Origin of the sequence: Shewanella eurypsychrophilus, from assembly GCF_007004545.3 — a bacterium.
Lineage (GTDB): Bacteria > Pseudomonadota > Gammaproteobacteria > Enterobacterales > Shewanellaceae > Shewanella > Shewanella eurypsychrophilus.
Genome location: NZ_CP045503.2, coordinates 40,909 through 60,541 on the forward strand (window position 1 = coordinate 40,909; position 19,633 = coordinate 60,541).

The 19,633-nt window shown below is 47.1% G+C and carries 8 protein-coding genes and 5 rRNA genes; 10 read left to right on the forward strand and 3 right to left on the reverse strand.

The annotated features are described in order from the left end of the window. Positions 1–103 precede the first annotated feature (103 nt). Entirely contained in the window at positions 104–1,876 is a 1,773-nt protein-coding gene (locus tag FM038_RS00190; protein WP_185965801.1) for a collagenase, read from the reverse strand. Between the two features lie 140 nt (positions 1,877–2,016). On the opposite strand from FM038_RS00190, the gene FM038_RS00195 reads away from it, so the two are divergent. The 5 genes from FM038_RS00195 (at position 2,017) to FM038_RS00220 (ending at position 5,677) form a co-directional block, all read left to right on the forward strand. Continuing rightward, complete coding sequence (locus FM038_RS00195; RefSeq protein ID WP_142873219.1) at positions 2,017–2,580, forward strand: DNA topoisomerase family protein; 564 nt, start codon at positions 2,017–2,019, stop codon at positions 2,578–2,580. A 37-nt stretch (positions 2,581–2,617) separates the two neighbouring features. Then, entirely contained in the window at positions 2,618–3,175 is a 558-nt protein-coding gene (gene tsaC / locus FM038_RS00200; protein ID WP_142873218.1) for an L-threonylcarbamoyladenylate synthase type 1 TsaC, read from the forward strand. 63 nt (positions 3,176–3,238) lie between these two features. After that, a complete protein-coding gene (hemF, locus tag FM038_RS00205) occupies positions 3,239–4,159 on the forward strand; it encodes an oxygen-dependent coproporphyrinogen oxidase (protein WP_142873217.1) in 921 nt (306 codons plus the stop codon). A 433-nt stretch (positions 4,160–4,592) separates the two neighbouring features. Then, on the forward strand, positions 4,593–5,417 hold the full coding sequence (aroE, locus tag FM038_RS00215; protein ID WP_142873216.1) for a shikimate dehydrogenase: 825 nt from the start codon (positions 4,593–4,595) through the stop codon (positions 5,415–5,417). Further along, positions 5,414–5,677 carry a DUF1488 family protein gene (locus FM038_RS00220; protein WP_142873215.1) on the forward strand — a complete coding sequence of 88 codons (264 nt, stop codon included), beginning with the start codon at positions 5,414–5,416 and terminating at the stop codon, positions 5,675–5,677. The genes aroE and FM038_RS00220 overlap by 4 nt, the downstream gene beginning before the upstream one ends. A 12-nt stretch (positions 5,678–5,689) precedes the next feature. Here FM038_RS00220 and FM038_RS00225 read toward each other — a convergent pair whose 3' ends face one another. Next, positions 5,690–6,244, reverse strand: coding sequence for a gamma carbonic anhydrase family protein (locus tag FM038_RS00225; protein ID WP_142873214.1), 555 nt, complete (start codon positions 6,242–6,244; stop codon positions 5,690–5,692). Positions 6,245–6,809: 565 nt separating this feature from the next. On the opposite strand from FM038_RS00225, the gene FM038_RS00230 reads away from it, so the two are divergent. The 3 genes from FM038_RS00230 to rrf all read left to right on the forward strand — a co-directional run bounded on the left by FM038_RS00230 (position 6,810) and on the right by rrf (position 11,859). Continuing rightward, positions 6,810–8,356, forward strand: a 16S ribosomal RNA gene (locus FM038_RS00230). Positions 8,357–8,689: 333 nt separating this feature from the next. Continuing rightward, positions 8,690–11,594, forward strand: a 23S ribosomal RNA gene (locus FM038_RS00235). A gap of 149 nt (positions 11,595–11,743) precedes the next feature. Further along, positions 11,744–11,859: ribosomal RNA gene (gene rrf / locus FM038_RS00240) — 5S ribosomal RNA — on the forward strand. The 16S, 23S and 5S rRNA genes sit together here, the layout of an rRNA operon. 470 nt (positions 11,860–12,329) lie before the next feature. On the opposite strand, the gene FM038_RS00245 is transcribed toward rrf, so the two are convergent. Further along, positions 12,330–13,346 (reverse strand): IS110 family RNA-guided transposase, encoded by a 1,017-nt coding sequence (locus tag FM038_RS00245; RefSeq protein WP_142873213.1) that lies wholly within the window; start codon positions 13,344–13,346, stop codon positions 12,330–12,332. A gap of 1,452 nt (positions 13,347–14,798) precedes the next feature. Between FM038_RS00245 and FM038_RS00250 the strand changes: the two genes are divergently transcribed. Continuing rightward, positions 14,799–16,345 (forward strand): 16S ribosomal RNA (locus FM038_RS00250). Between the two features lie 334 nt (positions 16,346–16,679). Further along, positions 16,680–19,584 (forward strand): 23S ribosomal RNA (locus tag FM038_RS00255). The last annotated feature ends 49 nt before the right edge of the window (positions 19,585–19,633 follow it).

Below are 19,633 nucleotides of genomic sequence, written 5' to 3' on the forward strand. Positions count from 1 at the left end.
ATGTTCCCTGTTTTGTTCAAGAGTATCGGCATTCCAGCATCAGTGTTGTATTGAAGGGAAATACCTTCGAAGCCCATAAATGAGCTTCGTCTCCCTTAATTGATTAATAATGCCTGTGTGCATCATCCTTTTTGAGGTGTTCAGGGGCTAAGTAATCACGATAACTGTAGCGATTTTGTTTGTGCAGCCTAGGCTTAGCTTGGTCTTCACTATCATCAAACTGCTCTGCTCGATCCGATAGCCAGTGACTAAACTCATTTTGATGCTGAGTCAAATCAGCAAGTAACTCATCATAGCCCTCGAAATAGTCTGTTTTAAGGTACTTACTCAGTTGAACGAAGTCTTTGTGGTAGTTTTCGGCCAAGAATCGAATGGCCATATAGCTCCAGCTATAAGTTCGCTCCAAACCGTCTTTATATTCGGTGGCGAAGATCTCTTCCAGCGTGGGTGCTTCGTCTAGTTTCTTCTTTACGATTCTCAAAGTTTTAGCGTTGTCATCTCCCTTAGAGATGTATTCGGCTAAACCTTCTGACCACCACACCATTTTTTCAGGGAAGTGACCGAAGCCTCCATACTTGATGAAGTGTCCGTCCAGGTAATGCACGTACTCGTGATTGAGATTCCAGATAGCAAATTCAGGCTCTATCCAAAACTGACGATAAGCGAAGAAAGTTGCCTGATTACCTGGTTTAGAGGGAGTTCCCTCTATATACATGCCACCATTGTCTGTGCTTATATCGAATAACAGCTGGCCGTAAGCGTTATATTGGCTCCAGTTCTTGAAGGCGATGACTCTGAGAGCATCATTAAAATCGTTAGCCGTTGGCTGTTCACTGGTTTCTAATAAAGTGTGGAAGTTAGATTCCTGAGAAGTGAGCTTAGTACAGCTGATGGCCAGCTCCTGCTCATTCAGATCTTGCGCAAGAATAAATAGGCTGTCTGAACAGTGATGTTCAATAGGCAGAATTTCGCTCTGCTCAGGGATACGGCAGATATCACTATTTTTCTCACACTCCTCTAATCCTGCAAATGAGTTGACGTGATAGCCTAAGGTATAGGCATCCTTTGCCGTATCGCCTCTGACGCTGATATCTTGCTTTGCTATATCGGCTACGGCCTTATCCAAAGCTGCTTCATCTTGAGTGACGCTGCCATCCTCACTGGCTGGTAGCGCCAAGCGGTATAGGCCCAGAGCCCAGTAAGCGTTACGCTTAGGCCAGCCTTTATCATTACGAATGCTGTTATCTGAGCCTGCAAAGTCCAATAAAGTTTTATCGAGTCCCAGCTCTAGCAGTGTTTTGTTTAGCTCACCATCACTGTCCTTTCTCGCGACATTGAATAGCAAGCCGTAAGCCCGAAGCGTTTCCCATAGGGCGTAATCATGTTCTTGATCACTGGCACTCTTAGCTAGTTGGCCAAATTGTTTATCGAGAATAGTGGTCAATGTTACTAGTGCACTCGCTTGTTCATTGTTGGCGTAGTAGCGATACAGGGTGACGGCAAATTGTTCTTGCAGCCGAGCAGATGAAGCAAAAACATCTGTAGAAGTTAAGCTGGTTAATCCTGATGTCAGCAATACAATGCTGTTGTCATCTAAATCATCTATTGGACCGAAGTAACTAAAGGCTCTTAAATAATAGAGTAGGCTGTTGGCTTCAGATAAACTGGCTGTAGTGTCCAACCTAGCCGCAACTTGCTCGAAGGCACTTTGAGTCAGCAGCGGGCTACTGGCATCGAATAGGCTTTCATCTGATGCCTGAGTAATTTTCTGTAATAGACTCGTGTCTGTGATGATTTGAGGTGAGGTACTACAAGCCGATAGCCCTACAAGCGTAGGGAGAGCTATCGCTAGAGCCAGAACTGACTTGCGCAACATAATATTCATCCTATTGTATTTTTGCATACAATATACTTACATTGTTTGCATAAACCTAGTGGTAATTATTTTCCTAAGATATTTCCCTGTTTTGGCTTTGCTTGGTAAAATGGTGAATACCCGATATAGCTGAGAGCCCCATGTCTAAAATTGATGATCAACTGTTTAGTTCCCATGAACATGCATTAAAGAAAGAGTATGAACTCTGTCCTAAATGCGGCAGTGAGTTATCGGTTCGGCATAGTAAACATGGTGGCTTCATTGGGTGTAATAGTTATCCCGTGTGTGATTATATCCGGCCATTAGTTCAGCATGAGTCAATTGAAACTCAAGTTATCCCTGGCTCAAATTGCCCCGAATGTGGTCACGAACTAGCGGTAAAGTCTGGACGGTTTGGCATTTTTATTGGCTGTACAAATTACCCTGATTGTAAGCACATTGAAAAACATGATCAGGAAGAGCCTGAAGATCAGATTGCTTGCCCGAGTTGTAAATCCGGTAAGGTTGAGCATAGAACTAATCGGTTTGGTAAAAGTTTTTATGCATGCAGTGGTTACCCTAAATGTAAGTTCTTAGTGAACTATCCTCCTGTTGCCGAAGAGTGTCCCGAGTGTGGTTTCGGTATTCTGGTAGAGAGAAAAGGGGCCGCAGGATCACGCTTGGAATGTCCGAAGAAGACATGCAAATATAAAAGACCTATCTAAGTTTTTAGTGTCTTAATTTAATTGAAGGCTACTACACATGTTGCAGTTAGACCCATCAGAAGTATCTGAGGTAATTGAGAGTGGAGGCGTAATAGCCTATCCCACCGAGGCTGTATTTGGGCTTGGTTGTGATCCTGATAATGATAAAGCGATAGAGAAATTGCTTAAACTGAAGAAGCGCCCTTGGCAAAAAGGTTTGATCTTAGTGGCCAGTGATTTTGCTCAATTAGCCCCTTACCTTGATGAAACACAGTTGACTCAAAAACAGCTTGAGTTTGCTGCTTCCAAGTGGCCAGGCCCTTTCACCTTCATCATGCCCATAAGAGCCGATATATCTAAGTTGCTTTGCGGTAGCTTTAATTCTCTTGCTGTAAGAGTTTCTTCTCATCCAGGTATTCAAAAAATCTGTAAACAGCTTGGCAAACCTCTAGTATCTACCAGTGCAAATTTGACTGGCGAAGAGCCAGCAATGAGTGTGGCGGAAGTGATTGAACAATTTGGAAATACAATCGCAGCGGTTGTTTCTGGTGAGCTGGGTTCTGAGGCTAAACCTTCAACGATTATCGATGCAATTAGTGGTAAGGTCTTGCGTTAGAGCCGTTAGAACAAAGGCGCTACAAATGTGCCTGCTTATAAATATAAAAGAAAAGGAATCTACATGTCTGTACCTGACATCAGCGCTGTAAAAACGTTTTTACTGGATCTTCAGCAGCAAATCTGTGAGGGCTTAGAGCAGCTTGATGGTAAAGCTGAGTTTAAGGCCGATTCTTGGAAGCGTGAAGAAGGTGGTGGAGGCCAAAGCCGAGTACTGACGAAAGGAGCCGTATTTGAACAGGCTGGGGTTAACTTTTCACATGTGACGGGGGCTTCAATGCCTGCATCAGCCACTGCTCACCGCCCGGAGCTTGCTGGCCGCAGCTTCGAGGCTATGGGGGTCTCTCTGGTAATTCATCCTAATAACCCTTTTATCCCAACGACACATGCTAATGTTCGCTTCTTTATTGCATCTAAAGAGGGGGCTGATCCTGTTTGGTGGTTTGGCGGTGGATTCGACCTGACGCCTTATTATCCATTTGAAGAAGATGTGGTTGAGTGGCATCAGCACGCTAAATCATTCTGCGATCCATTTGGTGAGGAAGTTTATCCCAAGTATAAGAAGTGGTGCGATGAATACTTTTATTTACCTCACAGAGATGAGACTCGTGGTGTCGGTGGGCTCTTTTTCGATGATCTGAACCAGCAAGGTTTCGATACTAGCTTTGAGTTTATGCAAGCTGTAGGTACAGGATTCTTAACTGCCTATGCACCAATCGTTAACCGCCGTAAAGATACTGAGTATGGTGAAAAAGAACGTGATTTTCAGCTCTATCGCCGTGGGCGTTACGTAGAGTTCAATCTTGTGTATGACAGAGGTACTTTATTCGGGCTACAAACTGGTGGGAGAACTGAGTCCATATTGATGTCGATGCCACCACTAGTTCGTTGGGAGTACTGTTACACTCCAGAAGTTAGCTCACCAGAAGCATTACTTTATACAGACTTTCTTAAGCCGAGAGACTGGCTGGGTTTGAATAAATAGTCTCGTTAGTACGCTAGTGGCAGTGGCAATACATCAGAGATGTCTATGTCATTGCCCTGACTATAAGTTCGTTGGGAGTATTGCTATACCCCAGCAGAAAACTCACCAGAAGCATTACTTTATACAGACTTTCTTAAGCCGAGAGACTGGCTGGGTTTGAATAAATAAAGTTAAGCTCGTTGAACTGTATGAGTAACCAATTATCCATGTTCATGGTTTATTGGTTACTTGTATTATCGACTAATACCTTGAAACCCTGCTAAATCGCATCCCAATGCAAAGGGTCTTTAATTCCGATAGCTAGTGCATCTTTCATAAACATCAGCCATTGATCTCGCATCTCCTCAGCTATTTTAAACTAATCAATTGCGCCGCGATCCATACTGAGTGAGACTATGACCTAATTAGATAGCATTCTACTCTTGAGATAAACATGACTGACAGATATGCCGTTTTTGGAAACCCGATAGCACACAGTAAATCTCCACTAATTCATGGGTTATTTGCCGAAGAGACTGAACAAGTACTCGAGTATGAGGCCTTGTTGGCTCCTATCGATGGTTTCGAAACAAGCTTGTCGGAGTTTTGGCTAAATAAAGGTAAGGGAGCCAATGTTACCGTCCCCTTTAAAGAGCAAGCATTTAAATTATGCGATGAGTTGAGTGAATTAGCTCAATTGGCTGGAGCGGTAAACACCTTAACCTTATTAGAGAACGGTCATGTCCGTGGTGACAATACCGATGGTTTAGGTCTGGTCGCCGATCTCCAGCGTAACTTTGGTAGCTTAGTCGGCAAGCGAGTGCTTCTTTTAGGGGCTGGTGGGGCGGCAAGAGGCTGTATTCTTCCTATGTTAAATGCAGGAATAGACGAGCTTAGTATTCATAATAGAACCCATGAAAAGGCTGCAGTGTTGGCCGAACTGTTCGCTGAATACGGTAACATCAGCGCCGTAGCGACTGATGATCTGACAGCTTCATTCGATATTATCATCAATTCAACATCTTCAAGCCTATCTGGTGATATTCCACAGATCCCAACGTCAGTAATAGATGCTGAAACGAGTTGCTATGACATGATGTATAGCAAGCAGATCACTTCGTTTAATTCGTGGGCCTCATCTTTGGGAGCGAGTAAGGTAGTCGATGGTTTAGGCATGTTAGTTGGACAAGCTGCAAAGAGTTTTGAATTATGGCGAGGTGTTAAGCCTGAAGTGTCATCGGTATTAGACGCTTTGAGAATAAAGTTGGATACAGAATGAATCAGAATATTATATTTCCTGATTTACAAGATTGGGACGACGCTAGTCAACAGATCATTTTTCCAGCTCAAGTGATGGGGGCAAATATAAAGTGTCGTGTAAGCCTATCAAGACTAACTAAGCTAAATGGTGAGGAGCTGACTGAGGGAGCACAAGTGCTCGAAGCCTTCGAGAGAAGTCGTTTCGATATAGAAGATCATATAGAAGAGCTCATCGAACAGGAGAAGTTCGATGAGGATGGAGGGGTTAGTTGGTGCTAATCCCCCTTTGAGCTAGATTGAAGTGACTATCTCTTCATTTAAATATTCATTCTTGAGCAGAACATAATTATCCGCTGACTGGGGTAGAAACTTAAGCTCTGCTTCGGTCAGGGCGCGGACCTGTTTTGCTGGACTGCCTACATATAAATGGCCACTCTTGAGTACCTTCCCTGGAGGAACTAAAGAACCGGCTCCTAAGATCACATCGTCTTCTAATATAGCACCATCAAGTATGATGGCTCCCATACCAACTAAGATTCGGCTCCCTACTGTACAACCATGTAGCATAGCCTTGTGCCCTATAGTGACATCGTCACCTATTAATAGAGGATGACCATCGGGATTGGAGGGAGACTTGCGTGTCACATGAAGAATGGCACCATCTTGAACATTGGTCCTTTTGCCAATTCTCATATGGTTAACATCACCGCGTGCGGCGACTAAAGGCCAAATACTAGAATCTGTATCTAAAAAAATGTCACCAACGAGTACACAGGCGTCGTCCAGGTAGACAGAATCATCGAATTGAGGGCTTACACCTTTATAGGCTCTTAATGAAACAGGCACTGAAACTCCTTAAATATAGGTTTGAAGCGTAATTCAGCCATTATAATGCTTAAAAAGTAGGAGGTCAGGCTAAATAACATTCAAACGAACTCGATAAGGTAATTAACTCAATATTAGCGCTTGCGCTCTGGGCTGACATCCCTATAATGCGCACCCACTGACACGGCAAACCAGCCTTCTTAAACGGAAGCTGAAACGCAGTCAGGGCAACAAGTTAAGCGATTTTAAAACATTTTAAAAAAGCCCTTGACGCCAACCACGGAGCGTGTAGAATACGCCTCCTCAAGCCAACGACCTAGCGTCAAGGCTGCTACTGAAAGATTCGCTCTTCATGTTAGCAACGCTCTTTAACAATTCAAAACAAGAAATCTGTGTGGGCACTCACAGGTGTTGAGTTATTCGAAATTGCCTTCTGTTCTTTGGAATGTAGGCAATCAAAAATTTACTCAATGAACTACTGAGTGACCATAGCAATATGTAAACTTCATAAACTTTCGAGTTTGTGAAAACAGTATAATTCGTTGAGCCGATGTCATTTTCGAAAGGAAGTGCATCAAAAAAACTTTAATTGAAGAGTTTGATCATGGCTCAGATTGAACGCTGGCGGCAGGCCTAACACATGCAAGTCGAGCGGAAACAGGAAGGTAGCTTGCTACCTTTGCTGTCGAGCGGCGGACGGGTGAGTAATGCCTAGGTATCTGCCTAGTCGTGGGGGATAACAGTTGGAAACGACTGCTAATACCGCATACGCCCTACGGGGGAAAGGAGGGGACCTTCGGGCCTTTCGCGATTAGATGAGTCTAGGTGGGATTAGCTAGTTGGTGAGGTAATAGCTCACCAAGGCGACGATCCCTAGCTGTTCTGAGAGGATGATCAGCCACACTGGGACTGAGACACGGCCCAGACTCCTACGGGAGGCAGCAGTGGGGAATATTGCACAATGGGCGAAAGCCTGATGCAGCCATGCCGCGTGTGTGAAGAAGGCCTTCGGGTTGTAAAGCACTTTCAGCGAGGAGGAAAGGTTGTAGTTTAATAAACTATAGCTGTGACGTTACTCGCAGAAGAAGCACCGGCTAACTTCGTGCCAGCAGCCGCGGTAATACGAGGGGTGCAAGCGTTAATCGGAATTACTGGGCGTAAAGCGTACGCAGGCGGTTTGTTAAGCAAGATGTGAAAGCCCCGGGCTCAACCTGGGAATTGCATTTTGAACTGGCAAACTAGAGTCTTGTAGAGGGGGGTAGAATTTCAGGTGTAGCGGTGAAATGCGTAGAGATCTGAAGGAATACCGGTGGCGAAGGCGGCCCCCTGGACAAAGACTGACGCTCAGGTACGAAAGCGTGGGGAGCAAACAGGATTAGATACCCTGGTAGTCCACGCCGTAAACGATGTCTACTCGGAGTTTGGTAACTTAGTTACTGGGCTCCCAAGCTAACGCATTAAGTAGACCGCCTGGGGAGTACGGCCGCAAGGTTAAAACTCAAATGAATTGACGGGGGCCCGCACAAGCGGTGGAGCATGTGGTTTAATTCGATGCAACGCGAAGAACCTTACCTACTCTTGACATCCACAGAACTCGCTAGAGATAGCTTGGTGCCTTCGGGAACTGTGAGACAGGTGCTGCATGGCTGTCGTCAGCTCGTGTTGTGAAATGTTGGGTTAAGTCCCGCAACGAGCGCAACCCTTATCCTTATTTGCCAGCACGTAATGGTGGGAACTTTAGGGAGACTGCCGGTGATAAACCGGAGGAAGGTGGGGACGACGTCAAGTCATCATGGCCCTTACGAGTAGGGCTACACACGTGCTACAATGGTCGGTACAGAGGGTCGCAAAGCCGCGAGGTCAAGCTAATCCCACAAAGCCGGTCGTAGTCCGGATCGGAGTCTGCAACTCGACTCCGTGAAGTCGGAATCGCTAGTAATCGTAGATCAGAATGCTACGGTGAATACGTTCCCGGGCCTTGTACACACCGCCCGTCACACCATGGGAGTGGGCTGCACCAGAAGTAGATAGCTTAACCCTTCGGGGAGGGCGTTTACCACGGTGTGGTTCATGACTGGGGTGAAGTCGTAACAAGGTAGCCCTAGGGGAACCTGGGGCTGGATCACCTCCTTACCTATACGACTAACTCAATATTTGCTGAGTGTTCACACAGATAACTTGTTCTTGTTAGAGCGAGAAACATGCCTTTACGGTGATGTTTGTTCTTTAAAAATTTGGAAAGCTGATAGTGTTAATGTGAAAGGGACTATTGTGAAAAGTATCTCGTAAGAGATAACGATTACAGTGGTTTATAGCATTAGCGCGAAATATAAAATAATTGAGTTCTCAACACTTAAATCAAGTGCCGAAGTGCAGCAATGCACTTCAAGAGTATTCTTTTGGCGAAAGTAAACACCATTAGTTGCGATACAGTGCATGTAGGTTACAAACTTATGTGGGTTGTATGGTTAAGTGACTAAGCGTATACGGTGGATGCCTTGGCAGTCAGAGGCGATGAAGGACGTAGTAACTTGCGAAAAGCGTTGGCGAGCTAGTAACAAGCATTTGAGCTAACGATATCCGAATGGGGAAACCCACTCACATAAGTGAGTATCACATACTGAATACATAGGTATGTGAGGCAAACCCGGGGAACTGAAACATCTAAGTACCCGGAGGAAAAGAAATCAACCGAGATTCCCCTAGTAGCGGCGAGCGAACGGGGATTAGCCCTTAAGTCTATAGGGTGTTAGTGGAATGAGTTGGAAAGCTCAGCGGCACAGGGTGATAGCCCCGTACATGAAAACTAACTATAGATGAAAACGAGTAGGACGGGACACGTGACATCTTGTCTGAACATGGGGGGACCATCCTCCAAGGCTAAATACTCCTGACTGACCGATAGTGAACCAGTACCGTGAGGGAAAGGCGAAAAGAACCCCTGTGAGGGGAGTGAAATAGAACCTGAAACCGTATACGTACAAGCAGTGGGAGCGGTCCTTGAGACCGTGACTGCGTACCTTTTGTATAATGGGTCAGCGACTTACATTTTGTAGCAAGGTTAAGCGAATAGCGGAGCCGTAGGGAAACCGAGTGTTAACTGCGCGTTTAGTTGCAAGGTGTAGACCCGAAACCGAGTGATCTAGCCATGGGCAGGTTGAAGGTTGAGTAACATCAACTGGAGGACCGAACACACGTATGTTGAAAAATGCGGTGATGACTTGTGGCTGGGGGTGAAAGGCCAATCAAACTCGGAGATATCTGGTTCTCCTCGAAAGCTATTTAGGTAGCGCCTCGTACGAATACCATTGGGGGTAGAGCACTGTTAAGGCTAGGGGGTCATCCCGACTTACCAACCCTTTGCAAACTCCGAATACCAATGAGTACTATACGGGAGACACACGGCGGGTGCTAACGTCCGTCGTGAAAAGGGAAACAACCCAGACCATCAGCTAAGGTCCCAAAGTTATTGCTAAGTGGGAAACGATGTGGGAAGGCTTAGACAGCTAGGATGTTGGCTTAGAAGCAGCCATCATTTAAAGAAAGCGTAATAGCTCACTAGTCGAGTCGGCCTGCGCGGAAGATTTAACGGGGCTAAGCAATACACCGAAGCTATGGGTTTGCTAGTTTACTAGCAAGCGGTAGAGGAGCGTTCTGTAAGCCGTTGAAGGCGAAGGGGTAACCCACGCTGGAGGTATCAGAAGTGCGAATGCTGACATGAGTAACGATAAAGGGAGTGAAAAACTCCCTCGCCGAAAGACCAAGGTTTCCTGTCCAATGTTAATCAGGGCAGGGTAAGTCGACCCCTAAGGTGAGGCCGAAAGGCGTAATCGATGGGAAACGGGTTAATATTCCCGTACTTCTACTAACTGCGATGGAGAGACGGAGAAGGCTAGGCTAGCGCGGCGTTGGTTGTCCGCGTTTAAGGCTGTAGGCTGTTCACTTAGGCAAATCCGGGTGAACGCATTAAATTGCAAAGCTGAGAGTTGATGACGAGTCCCCAAGGGGATGAAGTAGTTGATGCCATGCTTCCAGGAAAATCTTCTAAGCTTCAGGTTAGTAGGAATCGTACCCCAAACCGACACAGGTGGTTGGGTAGAGAATACCAAGGCGCTTGAGAGAACTCGGCTGAAGGAACTAGGCAAAATGGTACCGTAACTTCGGGAGAAGGTACGCTGCCGGCGGTGATGGGACTTGCTCCTTAAGCTGCTGGCAGTCGCAGATACCAGGTGGCTGCAACTGTTTATCAAAAACACAGTACTGTGCAAACTCGCAAGAGGAAGTATACGGTATGACGCCTGCCCGGTGCCGGAAGGTTAATTGATTGGGTTATCTTCGGAGAAGCTCATGATCGAAGCCCCGGTAAACGGCGGCCGTAACTATAACGGTCCTAAGGTAGCGAAATTCCTTGTCGGGTAAGTTCCGACCTGCACGAATGGCGTAATGACGGCCACGCTGTCTCCAGCCGAGACTCAGTGAAGTTGAAATTGCGGTGAAGATGCCGTATACCCGCGGCTAGACGGAAAGACCCCGTGCACCTTTACTATAGCTTGGCACTGAACATTGAACCTACATGTGTAGGATAGGTGGGAGACTTTGAAGCAGAGACGCTAGTTTTTGTGGAGTCAACCTTGAAATACCACCCTTGTAGTTTTGATGTTCTAACTCTGGCCCCTGAATCGGGGTTGAGGACAGTGCCTGGTGGGTAGTTTGACTGGGGCGGTCTCCTCCCAAAGAGTAACGGAGGAGCACGAAGGTTGGCTAAGTACGGTCGGACATCGTACGGTTAGTGCAATGGCATAAGCCAGCTTAACTGCGAGACATACACGTCGAGCAGGTACGAAAGTAGGTCATAGTGATCCGGTGGTTCTGAATGGAAGGGCCATCGCTCAACGGATAAAAGGTACGCCGGGGATAACAGGCTGATACCGCCCAAGAGTTCATATCGACGGCGGTGTTTGGCACCTCGATGTCGGCTCATCACATCCTGGGGCTGAAGTCGGTCCCAAGGGTATGGCTGTTCGCCATTTAAAGTGGTACGCGAGCTGGGTTCAGAACGTCGTGAGACAGTTCGGTCCCTATCTGCCGTGGGCGTTGGATGATTGAAGGAAGCTGCTCCTAGTACGAGAGGACCGGAGTGGACGAACCGCTGGTGTTCGGGTTGTTATGCCAATAGCATTGCCCGGTAGCTACGTTCGGAATCGATAACCGCTGAAAGCATCTAAGCGGGAAGCGAGTCCTAAGATGAGTCATCCCTAGGAATTTAATTCCTCTAAAGAGCCGTTCGAGACTAGGACGTTGATAGGCAGGGTGTGTAAGCGTTGTGAGGCGTTGAGCTAACCTGTACTAATGACTCGTGAGGCTTAACCATACAACCCAGATGGGTTTGTGTAGTTAGTGTGTGTGTTACTTCATAAGCACAAAAGAATACGTATTTGATTTAAGTTAGACCAATTATTTTTGCGATTTAGACGCGTTAATGCATCTGAATAGCCAGCTTTCGAAATTTTGCCAAATTAGTCTGGAAACCATAGCATTGTGGCCCCACCTGATCCCATCCCGAACTCAGAAGTGAAACGCAATTGCGCCGATGGTAGTGTGGGGTCTCCCCATGTGAGAGTAGGTCATTTCCAGGCGCCTAATAACGAATAAGCCCATTGCTAACGCAATGGGCTTTTTTCGTTTTTAGCCTGGAAAGATGACCACTCGAGCATGGGGAATGTTAAGAGCCCTCACGCAGTGAGGTTCATTCCATGTGATAGTAGGGCGAATATCGCAATAGCGATGTGTTTATGGCAGAAAGTTGCTCCATGTACTTTCTGCATTCCCCACATATATGGACCCATCCGGTTTGCAAGACATTCGATATCAATTCTGAGAAAAGTTCATTGCACCCATATATTCGGCCTGTTGTTGAGGTTATCCTCTGGCCCTGATGGATATCTGCTTCTACTTTCCTTATCATCCTTACGGCTTCTTTAGAGCCTATGGAGGGAACAGGTTTTAAGTAGATCAGTCTGACTGTCTCATCATCAAATCAATTGCCTAAGCAACTTGGTGGTGGGTTAAATCTTATCTTTATAACGCTAACGGCGACTTTGATTTTTTAGTCGACCATTTGGTATTCTTCCTCTCTCGCAGCGATGACCCACGCTATTCGAGCAAGCTTGTTAGCCACTGCAACACAGGCTCTGTTAAATCCTCGCCTTTCCACCAGTGCGACTGCCCAGCGACTGAATCTATCCACTTTACCATTACTATGGCGCAGTACAGCTCTTGCTCCGTGGATAAATAAAGTGCGAAGATAAGCATTGCCGCGTTTGCTAATGCCAAGCAAATTATCTTTACCGCCACTGCTGCGCTGCTTTGGTACGAGCCCACACCAAGCGGAAAAATGCCTGCCATTAGTAAAATCTTTGCCGTTACCTGCTGCTGCATAAAAAGCGGTAGCCGTCACAGGACCTATACATGGTACAGCTTCTAAACGTAGGCATACATGGTTACTTTTGGTTTCTTGTAGTACTTGCGTATCACAATTTTTAAGCCTTGTATCTATGTCCGTAAACTCTTCATACAGCTGATAAAATATGCTGCGACCTTTTACTGTTAGTGCATTATCAGCGTTTTCTAAAAGATCAGGCAGTTTTGACCTAAAAGATGCTTTGCCTTTTGCTATTACAATACCGTACTCAGCGAGCATTCCTCTTACTTGGTTGACTAGCGCTGTAGACTGCTTGTTTAGTCTTTCTCTCATACGATGTAGCATCTGGACATCCTGTTGCTCGACAGGCTTAGGCTGTACAAATCGCATGTTAGGCCGTTGGGCTGCTTCAGCAATGGCAAACGCATCGTTGTAGTCGTTTTTATTTCCCTGTCTGTACGGGACAACGTATTGAGGAGCGATTAGCTTGACCTCATGACCCATTTTTTGAAACTCTCTAGCCCAATAATTAGCACCGCCACAGGCTTCCATTACGACAAGGCAAGGCTCTACTTGAGAAAAGAAGTGAATTAACTCGGTGCGCTTAATCATCTTCTTTCTGACTAGCTTTCCGGCTCTGTTCACACCCACAAAATGAAAAACAGACTTTGCGATATCTAAACCAACTGTAGTAATCTTCATGGTGGACCCGTCCTCTTTCTGATGAGTTTTAGCAACTACATCGTGGCCCATTGCGAGGCCGATTAAAAGTGGATGGGTCCATTCCATTATCCATGTGGGTTAGCGCGAAGCTTTAGCGTAGCTGGCCATGACAGACGCCTTTGTTAAGGTTCTAAAAGCTCCTGCTTCGAAGCTATTACGCCGTTGAGGGTTCAGCCCCCTCAGTTCGACGACTATGTCGCCTCTCGCTACAAAGTAGCTGAATGCTTCGCATCCAAAGCACGACTTCTCCGCCCCCATGTGTTCGGCCTTCGGCAAGTATCATGTCCATTCAAAGCTTTGTCATTGGAAGGCGCTTTAGTTGCAGGCTACAAAACCAATTTATCCAACTTCACTGTAGGCAGGTGGCTTATTCACTTAAGCGCGTCCGTGCAATACCTACTTCACATGCAGCCCAAAGCTGCTAACGCAGTGTAGCCGTTAATTGTTTCTCGGCTCTGGCAATAACATCCTTGTTAAAAGGCCAGTTCGACCTCCATGTCTCTCGCTTAAAAGCCATCATTTTATGATTTTCGCCCTGCTTCGCTCTCGCTAGTAGCTCCTCGGCATTTGTTCCTGACAATGCTCTACCTCTTATATCCATACAATCGTGCATTATTCTAGCTTCGTCCTTCCTTGGCCTCGCACCTCCTATAACCATTCAGTCGTGCACTTTATTCTTAAATGAAGGCGTGTTCCATACATCTGATATTTAGGATTACCAATTGCCATGATCTAAGGTTGCCAAGGATGATGTAAACTTCGCGGCTAAAGCATGCTCCTACGTGGGGGATGGGCATTCTTCAATGGTGTAGGACCGGCTTTAAGCCGGGAAGAAGGGATAAAATGGGCCTTGCATCTTTTTTTCATGATTGATCCCTCTGTTTGTACCGCTGTGCAGTATCTTATATATGCGTATCGAGTGATAAGTGCCCACTCAGTCTTTATATCATCATTTTACTCAAATAAGTGCTTGCGCTCTGGGCTGACATCCCTATAATGCGCATCCACTGACACGGCAAACCAGCCTTCTTAAACGGAAGCTGAAACGCAGTCAGGGCAACGAGTTAAGCGATTTTAAAAACATTTTAAAAAAGCTCTTGACGCCAACCACGGAGAGTGTAGAATACGCCTCCCTAGCCAAGACGAAACGTCTTAGTTAGCAAGTAAAAGCCTACGACCTAGCGTCAACGGCGGTACTATCAAGTACCACGTTCTTTAACAATTCAAAACAAGAAATCTGTGTGGGCACTCACAGGTGTTGAGTTATTCGAAATTGCCTTCTGTTCTTCGGAATGTAGGCAATCAAAAATTTACTCAATGAACTACTGAGTGACCATAGCAATATGTAAACTTCATAAACCTTCGGGTTTGTGAAACAGTATAATTCGTTGAGCCGTTCTTCATCCTTAATCGGATGAGAACAAAAAACTTTAATTGAAGAGTTTGATCATGGCTCAGATTGAACGCTGGCGGCAGGCCTAACACATGCAAGTCGAGCGGAAACAGGAAGGTAGCTTGCTACCTTTGCTGTCGAGCGGCGGACGGGTGAGTAATGCCTAGATATCTGCCTAGTCGTGGGGGATAACAGTTGGAAACGACTGCTAATACCGCATACGCCCTACGGGGGAAAGGAGGGGACCTTCGGGCCTTTCGCGATTAGATGAGTCTAGGTGGGATTAGCTAGTTGGTGAGGTAATAGCTCACCAAGGCGACGATCCCTAGCTGTTCTGAGAGGATGATCAGCCACACTGGGACTGAGACACGGCCCAGACTCCTACGGGAGGCAGCAGTGGGGAATATTGCACAATGGGCGAAAGCCTGATGCAGCCATGCCGCGTGTGTGAAGAAGGCCTTCGGGTTGTAAAGCACTTTCAGCGAGGAGGAAAGGTTGTAGTTTAATAAACTATAGCTGTGACGTTACTCGCAGAAGAAGCACCGGCTAACTTCGTGCCAGCAGCCGCGGTAATACGAGGGGTGCAAGCGTTAATCGGAATTACTGGGCGTAAAGCGTACGCAGGCGGTTTGTTAAGCAAGATGTGAAAGCCCCGGGCTCAACCTGGGAATTGCATTTTGAACTGGCAAACTAGAGTCTTGTAGAGGGGGGTAGAATTTCAGGTGTAGCGGTGAAATGCGTAGAGATCTGAAGGAATACCGGTGGCGAAGGCGGCCCCCTGGACAAAGACTGACGCTCAGGTACGAAAGCGTGGGGAGCAAACAGGATTAGATACCCTGGTAGTCCACGCCGTAAACGATGTCTACTCGGAGTTTGGTAACTTAGTTACTGGGCTCCCAAGCTAACGCATTAAGTAGACCGCCTGGGGAGTACGGCCGCAAGGTTAAAACTCAAATGAATTGACGGGGGCCCGCACAAGCGGTGGAGCATGTGGTTTAATTCGATGCAACGCGAAGAACCTTACCTACTCTTGACATCCACAGAACTCGCTAGAGATAGCTTGGTGCCTTCGGGAACTGTGAGACAGGTGCTGCATGGCTGTCGTCAGCTCGTGTTGTGAAATGTTGGGTTAAGTCCCGCAACGAGCGCAACCCTTATCCTTATTTGCCAGCACGTAATGGTGGGAACTTTAGGGAGACTGCCGGTGATAAACCGGAGGAAGGTGGGGACGACGTCAAGTCATCATGGCCCTTACGAGTAGGGCTACACACGTGCTACAATGGTCGGTACAGAGGGTCGCAAAGCCGCGAGGTCAAGCTAATCCCACAAAGCCGGTCGTAGTCCGGATCGGAGTCTGCAACTCGACTCCGTGAAGTCGGAATCGCTAGTAATCGTAGATCAGAATGCTACGGTGAATACGTTCCCGGGCCTTGTACACACCGCCCGTCACACCATGGGAGTGGGCTGCACCAGAAGTAGATAGCTTAACCCTTCGGGGAGGGCGTTTACCACGGTGTGGTTCATGACTGGGGTGAAGTCGTAACAAGGTAGCCCTAGGGGAACCTGGGGCTGGATCACCTCCTTACCTATACGACTAACTCAATATTTGCTGAGTGTTCACACAGATAACTTGTTCTTGTTAGAGCGAGAAACATGCCTTTACGGTGATGTTTGTTCTTTAAAAATTTGGAAAGCTGATAGTGTTAATGTGAAAGGGACTATTGTGAAAAGTGTTTCGTAAGAGATATGGATTGCAGTGGTTTATAGCATTAGCGCGAAATATAAAATAATTGAGTTCTCAAACACTTAAATCAAGTGCCGAAGTGCAGCAATGTACTTCAAGAGTATTCTTTTGGCGAAAGTAAACACCATTAGTTGCGATACAGTGCATGTAGGTTTCAAACTTATGTGGGTTGTATGGTTAAGTGACTAAGCGTATACGGTGGATGCCTTGGCAGTCAGAGGCGATGAAGGACGTAGTAACTTGCGAAAAGCGTTGGCGAGCTAGTAACAAGCATTTGAGCTAACGATATCCGAATGGGGAAACCCACTCACATAAGTGAGTATCACATACTGAATACATAGGTATGTGAGGCAAACCCGGGGAACTGAAACATCTAAGTACCCGGAGGAAAAGAAATCAACCGAGATTCCCCTAGTAGCGGCGAGCGAACGGGGATTAGCCCTTAAGTCTATAGGGTGTTAGTGGAATGAGTTGGAAAGCTCAGCGGCACAGGGTGATAGCCCCGTACATGAAAACTAACTATAGATGAAAACGAGTAGGACGGGACACGTGACATCTTGTCTGAACATGGGGGGACCATCCTCCAAGGCTAAATACTCCTGACTGACCGATAGTGAACCAGTACCGTGAGGGAAAGGCGAAAAGAACCCCTGTGAGGGGAGTGAAATAGAACCTGAAACCGTATACGTACAAGCAGTGGGAGCGGTCCTTGAGACCGTGACTGCGTACCTTTTGTATAATGGGTCAGCGACTTACATTTTGTAGCAAGGTTAAGCGAATAGCGGAGCCGTAGGGAAACCGAGTGTTAACTGCGCGTTTAGTTGCAAGGTGTAGACCCGAAACCGAGTGATCTAGCCATGGGCAGGTTGAAGGTTGAGTAACATCAACTGGAGGACCGAACACACGTATGTTGAAAAATGCGGTGATGACTTGTGGCTGGGGGTGAAAGGCCAATCAAACTCGGAGATATCTGGTTCTCCTCGAAAGCTATTTAGGTAGCGCCTCGTACGAATACCATTGGGGGTAGAGCACTGTTAAGGCTAGGGGGTCATCCCGACTTACCAACCCTTTGCAAACTCCGAATACCAATGAGTACTATACGGGAGACACACGGCGGGTGCTAACGTCCGTCGTGAAAAGGGAAACAACCCAGACCATCAGCTAAGGTCCCAAAGTTATTGCTAAGTGGGAAACGATGTGGGAAGGCTTAGACAGCTAGGATGTTGGCTTAGAAGCAGCCATCATTTAAAGAAAGCGTAATAGCTCACTAGTCGAGTCGGCCTGCGCGGAAGATTTAACGGGGCTAAGCAATACACCGAAGCTATGGGTTTGCTAGTTTACTAGCAAGCGGTAGAGGAGCGTTCTGTAAGCCGTTGAAGGCGAAGGGGTAACCCACGCTGGAGGTATCAGAAGTGCGAATGCTGACATGAGTAACGATAAAGGGAGTGAAAAACTCCCTCGCCGAAAGACCAAGGTTTCCTGTCCAATGTTAATCAGGGCAGGGTAAGTCGACCCCTAAGGTGAGGCCGAAAGGCGTAATCGATGGGAAACGGGTTAATATTCCCGTACTTCTACTAACTGCGATGGAGAGACGGAGAAGGCTAGGCTAGCGCGGCGTTGGTTGTCCGCGTTTAAGGCTGTAGGCTGTTCACTTAGGCAAATCCGGGTGAACGCATTAAATTGCAAAGCTGAGAGTTGATGACGAGTCCCCAAGGGGATGAAGTAGTTGATGCCATGCTTCCAGGAAAATCTTCTAAGCTTCAGGTTAGTAGGAATCGTACCCCAAACCGACACAGGTGGTTGGGTAGAGAATACCAAGGCGCTTGAGAGAACTCGGCTGAAGGAACTAGGCAAAATGGTACCGTAACTTCGGGAGAAGGTACGCTGCCGGCGGTGATGGGACTTGCTCCTTAAGCTGCTGGCAGTCGCAGATACCAGGTGGCTGCAACTGTTTATCAAAAACACAGTACTGTGCAAACTCGCAAGAGGAAGTATACGGTATGACGCCTGCCCGGTGCCGGAAGGTTAATTGATTGGGTTATCTTCGGAGAAGCTCATGATCGAAGCCCCGGTAAACGGCGGCCGTAACTATAACGGTCCTAAGGTAGCGAAATTCCTTGTCGGGTAAGTTCCGACCTGCACGAATGGCGTAATGACGGCCACGCTGTCTCCAGCCGAGACTCAGTGAAGTTGAAATTGCGGTGAAGATGCCGTATACCCGCGGCTAGACGGAAAGACCCCGTGCACCTTTACTATAGCTTGGCACTGAACATTGAACCTACATGTGTAGGATAGGTGGGAGACTTTGAAGCAGAGACGCTAGTTTTTGTGGAGTCAACCTTGAAATACCACCCTTGTAGTTTTGATGTTCTAACTCTGGCCCCTGAATCGGGGTTGAGGACAGTGCCTGGTGGGTAGTTTGACTGGGGCGGTCTCCTCCCAAAGAGTAACGGAGGAGCACGAAGGTTGGCTAAGTACGGTCGGACATCGTACGGTTAGTGCAATGGCATAAGCCAGCTTAACTGCGAGACATACACGTCGAGCAGGTACGAAAGTAGGTCATAGTGATCCGGTGGTTCTGAATGGAAGGGCCATCGCTCAACGGATAAAAGGTACGCCGGGGATAACAGGCTGATACCGCCCAAGAGTTCATATCGACGGCGGTGTTTGGCACCTCGATGTCGGCTCATCACATCCTGGGGCTGAAGTCGGTCCCAAGGGTATGGCTGTTCGCCATTTAAAGTGGTACGCGAGCTGGGTTCAGAACGTCGTGAGACAGTTCGGTCCCTATCTGCCGTGGGCGTTGGATGATTGAAGGAAGCTGCTCCTAGTACGAGAGGACCGGAGTGGACGAACCGCTGGTGTTCGGGTTGTTATGCCAATAGCATTGCCCGGTAGCTACGTTCGGAATCGATAACCGCTGAAAGCATCTAAGCGGGAAGCGAGTCCTAAGATGAGTCATCCCTAGGAATTTAATTCCTCTAAAGAGCCGTTCGAGACTAGGACGTTGATAGGCAGGGTGTGTAAGCGTTGTGAGGCGTTGAGCTAACCTGTACTAATGACTCGTGAGGCTTAACCATACAACCCAGATGGGTTTGTGTAGTTAATGTGTGTGTTACTTCATAAGCA

Bases quoted from the DNA above. Each gene is read 5' to 3' on its own strand.
- aroE (WP_142873216.1), top strand. From the start codon at position 4,593: ATGACTGACAGATATGCCGTTTTTGGAAACCCGATAGCACACAGTAAA.
- FM038_RS00190 (WP_185965801.1), bottom strand. From the start codon at position 1,876: ATGTTGCGCAAGTCAGTTCTGGCTCTAGCGATAGCTCTCCCTACGCTT.
- tsaC (WP_142873218.1), top strand. From the start codon at position 2,618: ATGTTGCAGTTAGACCCATCAGAAGTATCTGAGGTAATTGAGAGTGGA.
- FM038_RS00195 (WP_142873219.1), top strand. From the start codon at position 2,017: ATGTCTAAAATTGATGATCAACTGTTTAGTTCCCATGAACATGCATTA.
- FM038_RS00220 (WP_142873215.1), top strand. From the start codon at position 5,414: ATGAATCAGAATATTATATTTCCTGATTTACAAGATTGGGACGACGCT.
- hemF (WP_142873217.1), top strand. From the start codon at position 3,239: ATGTCTGTACCTGACATCAGCGCTGTAAAAACGTTTTTACTGGATCTT.
- FM038_RS00245 (WP_142873213.1), bottom strand. From the start codon at position 13,346: ATGAAGATTACTACAGTTGGTTTAGATATCGCAAAGTCTGTTTTTCAT.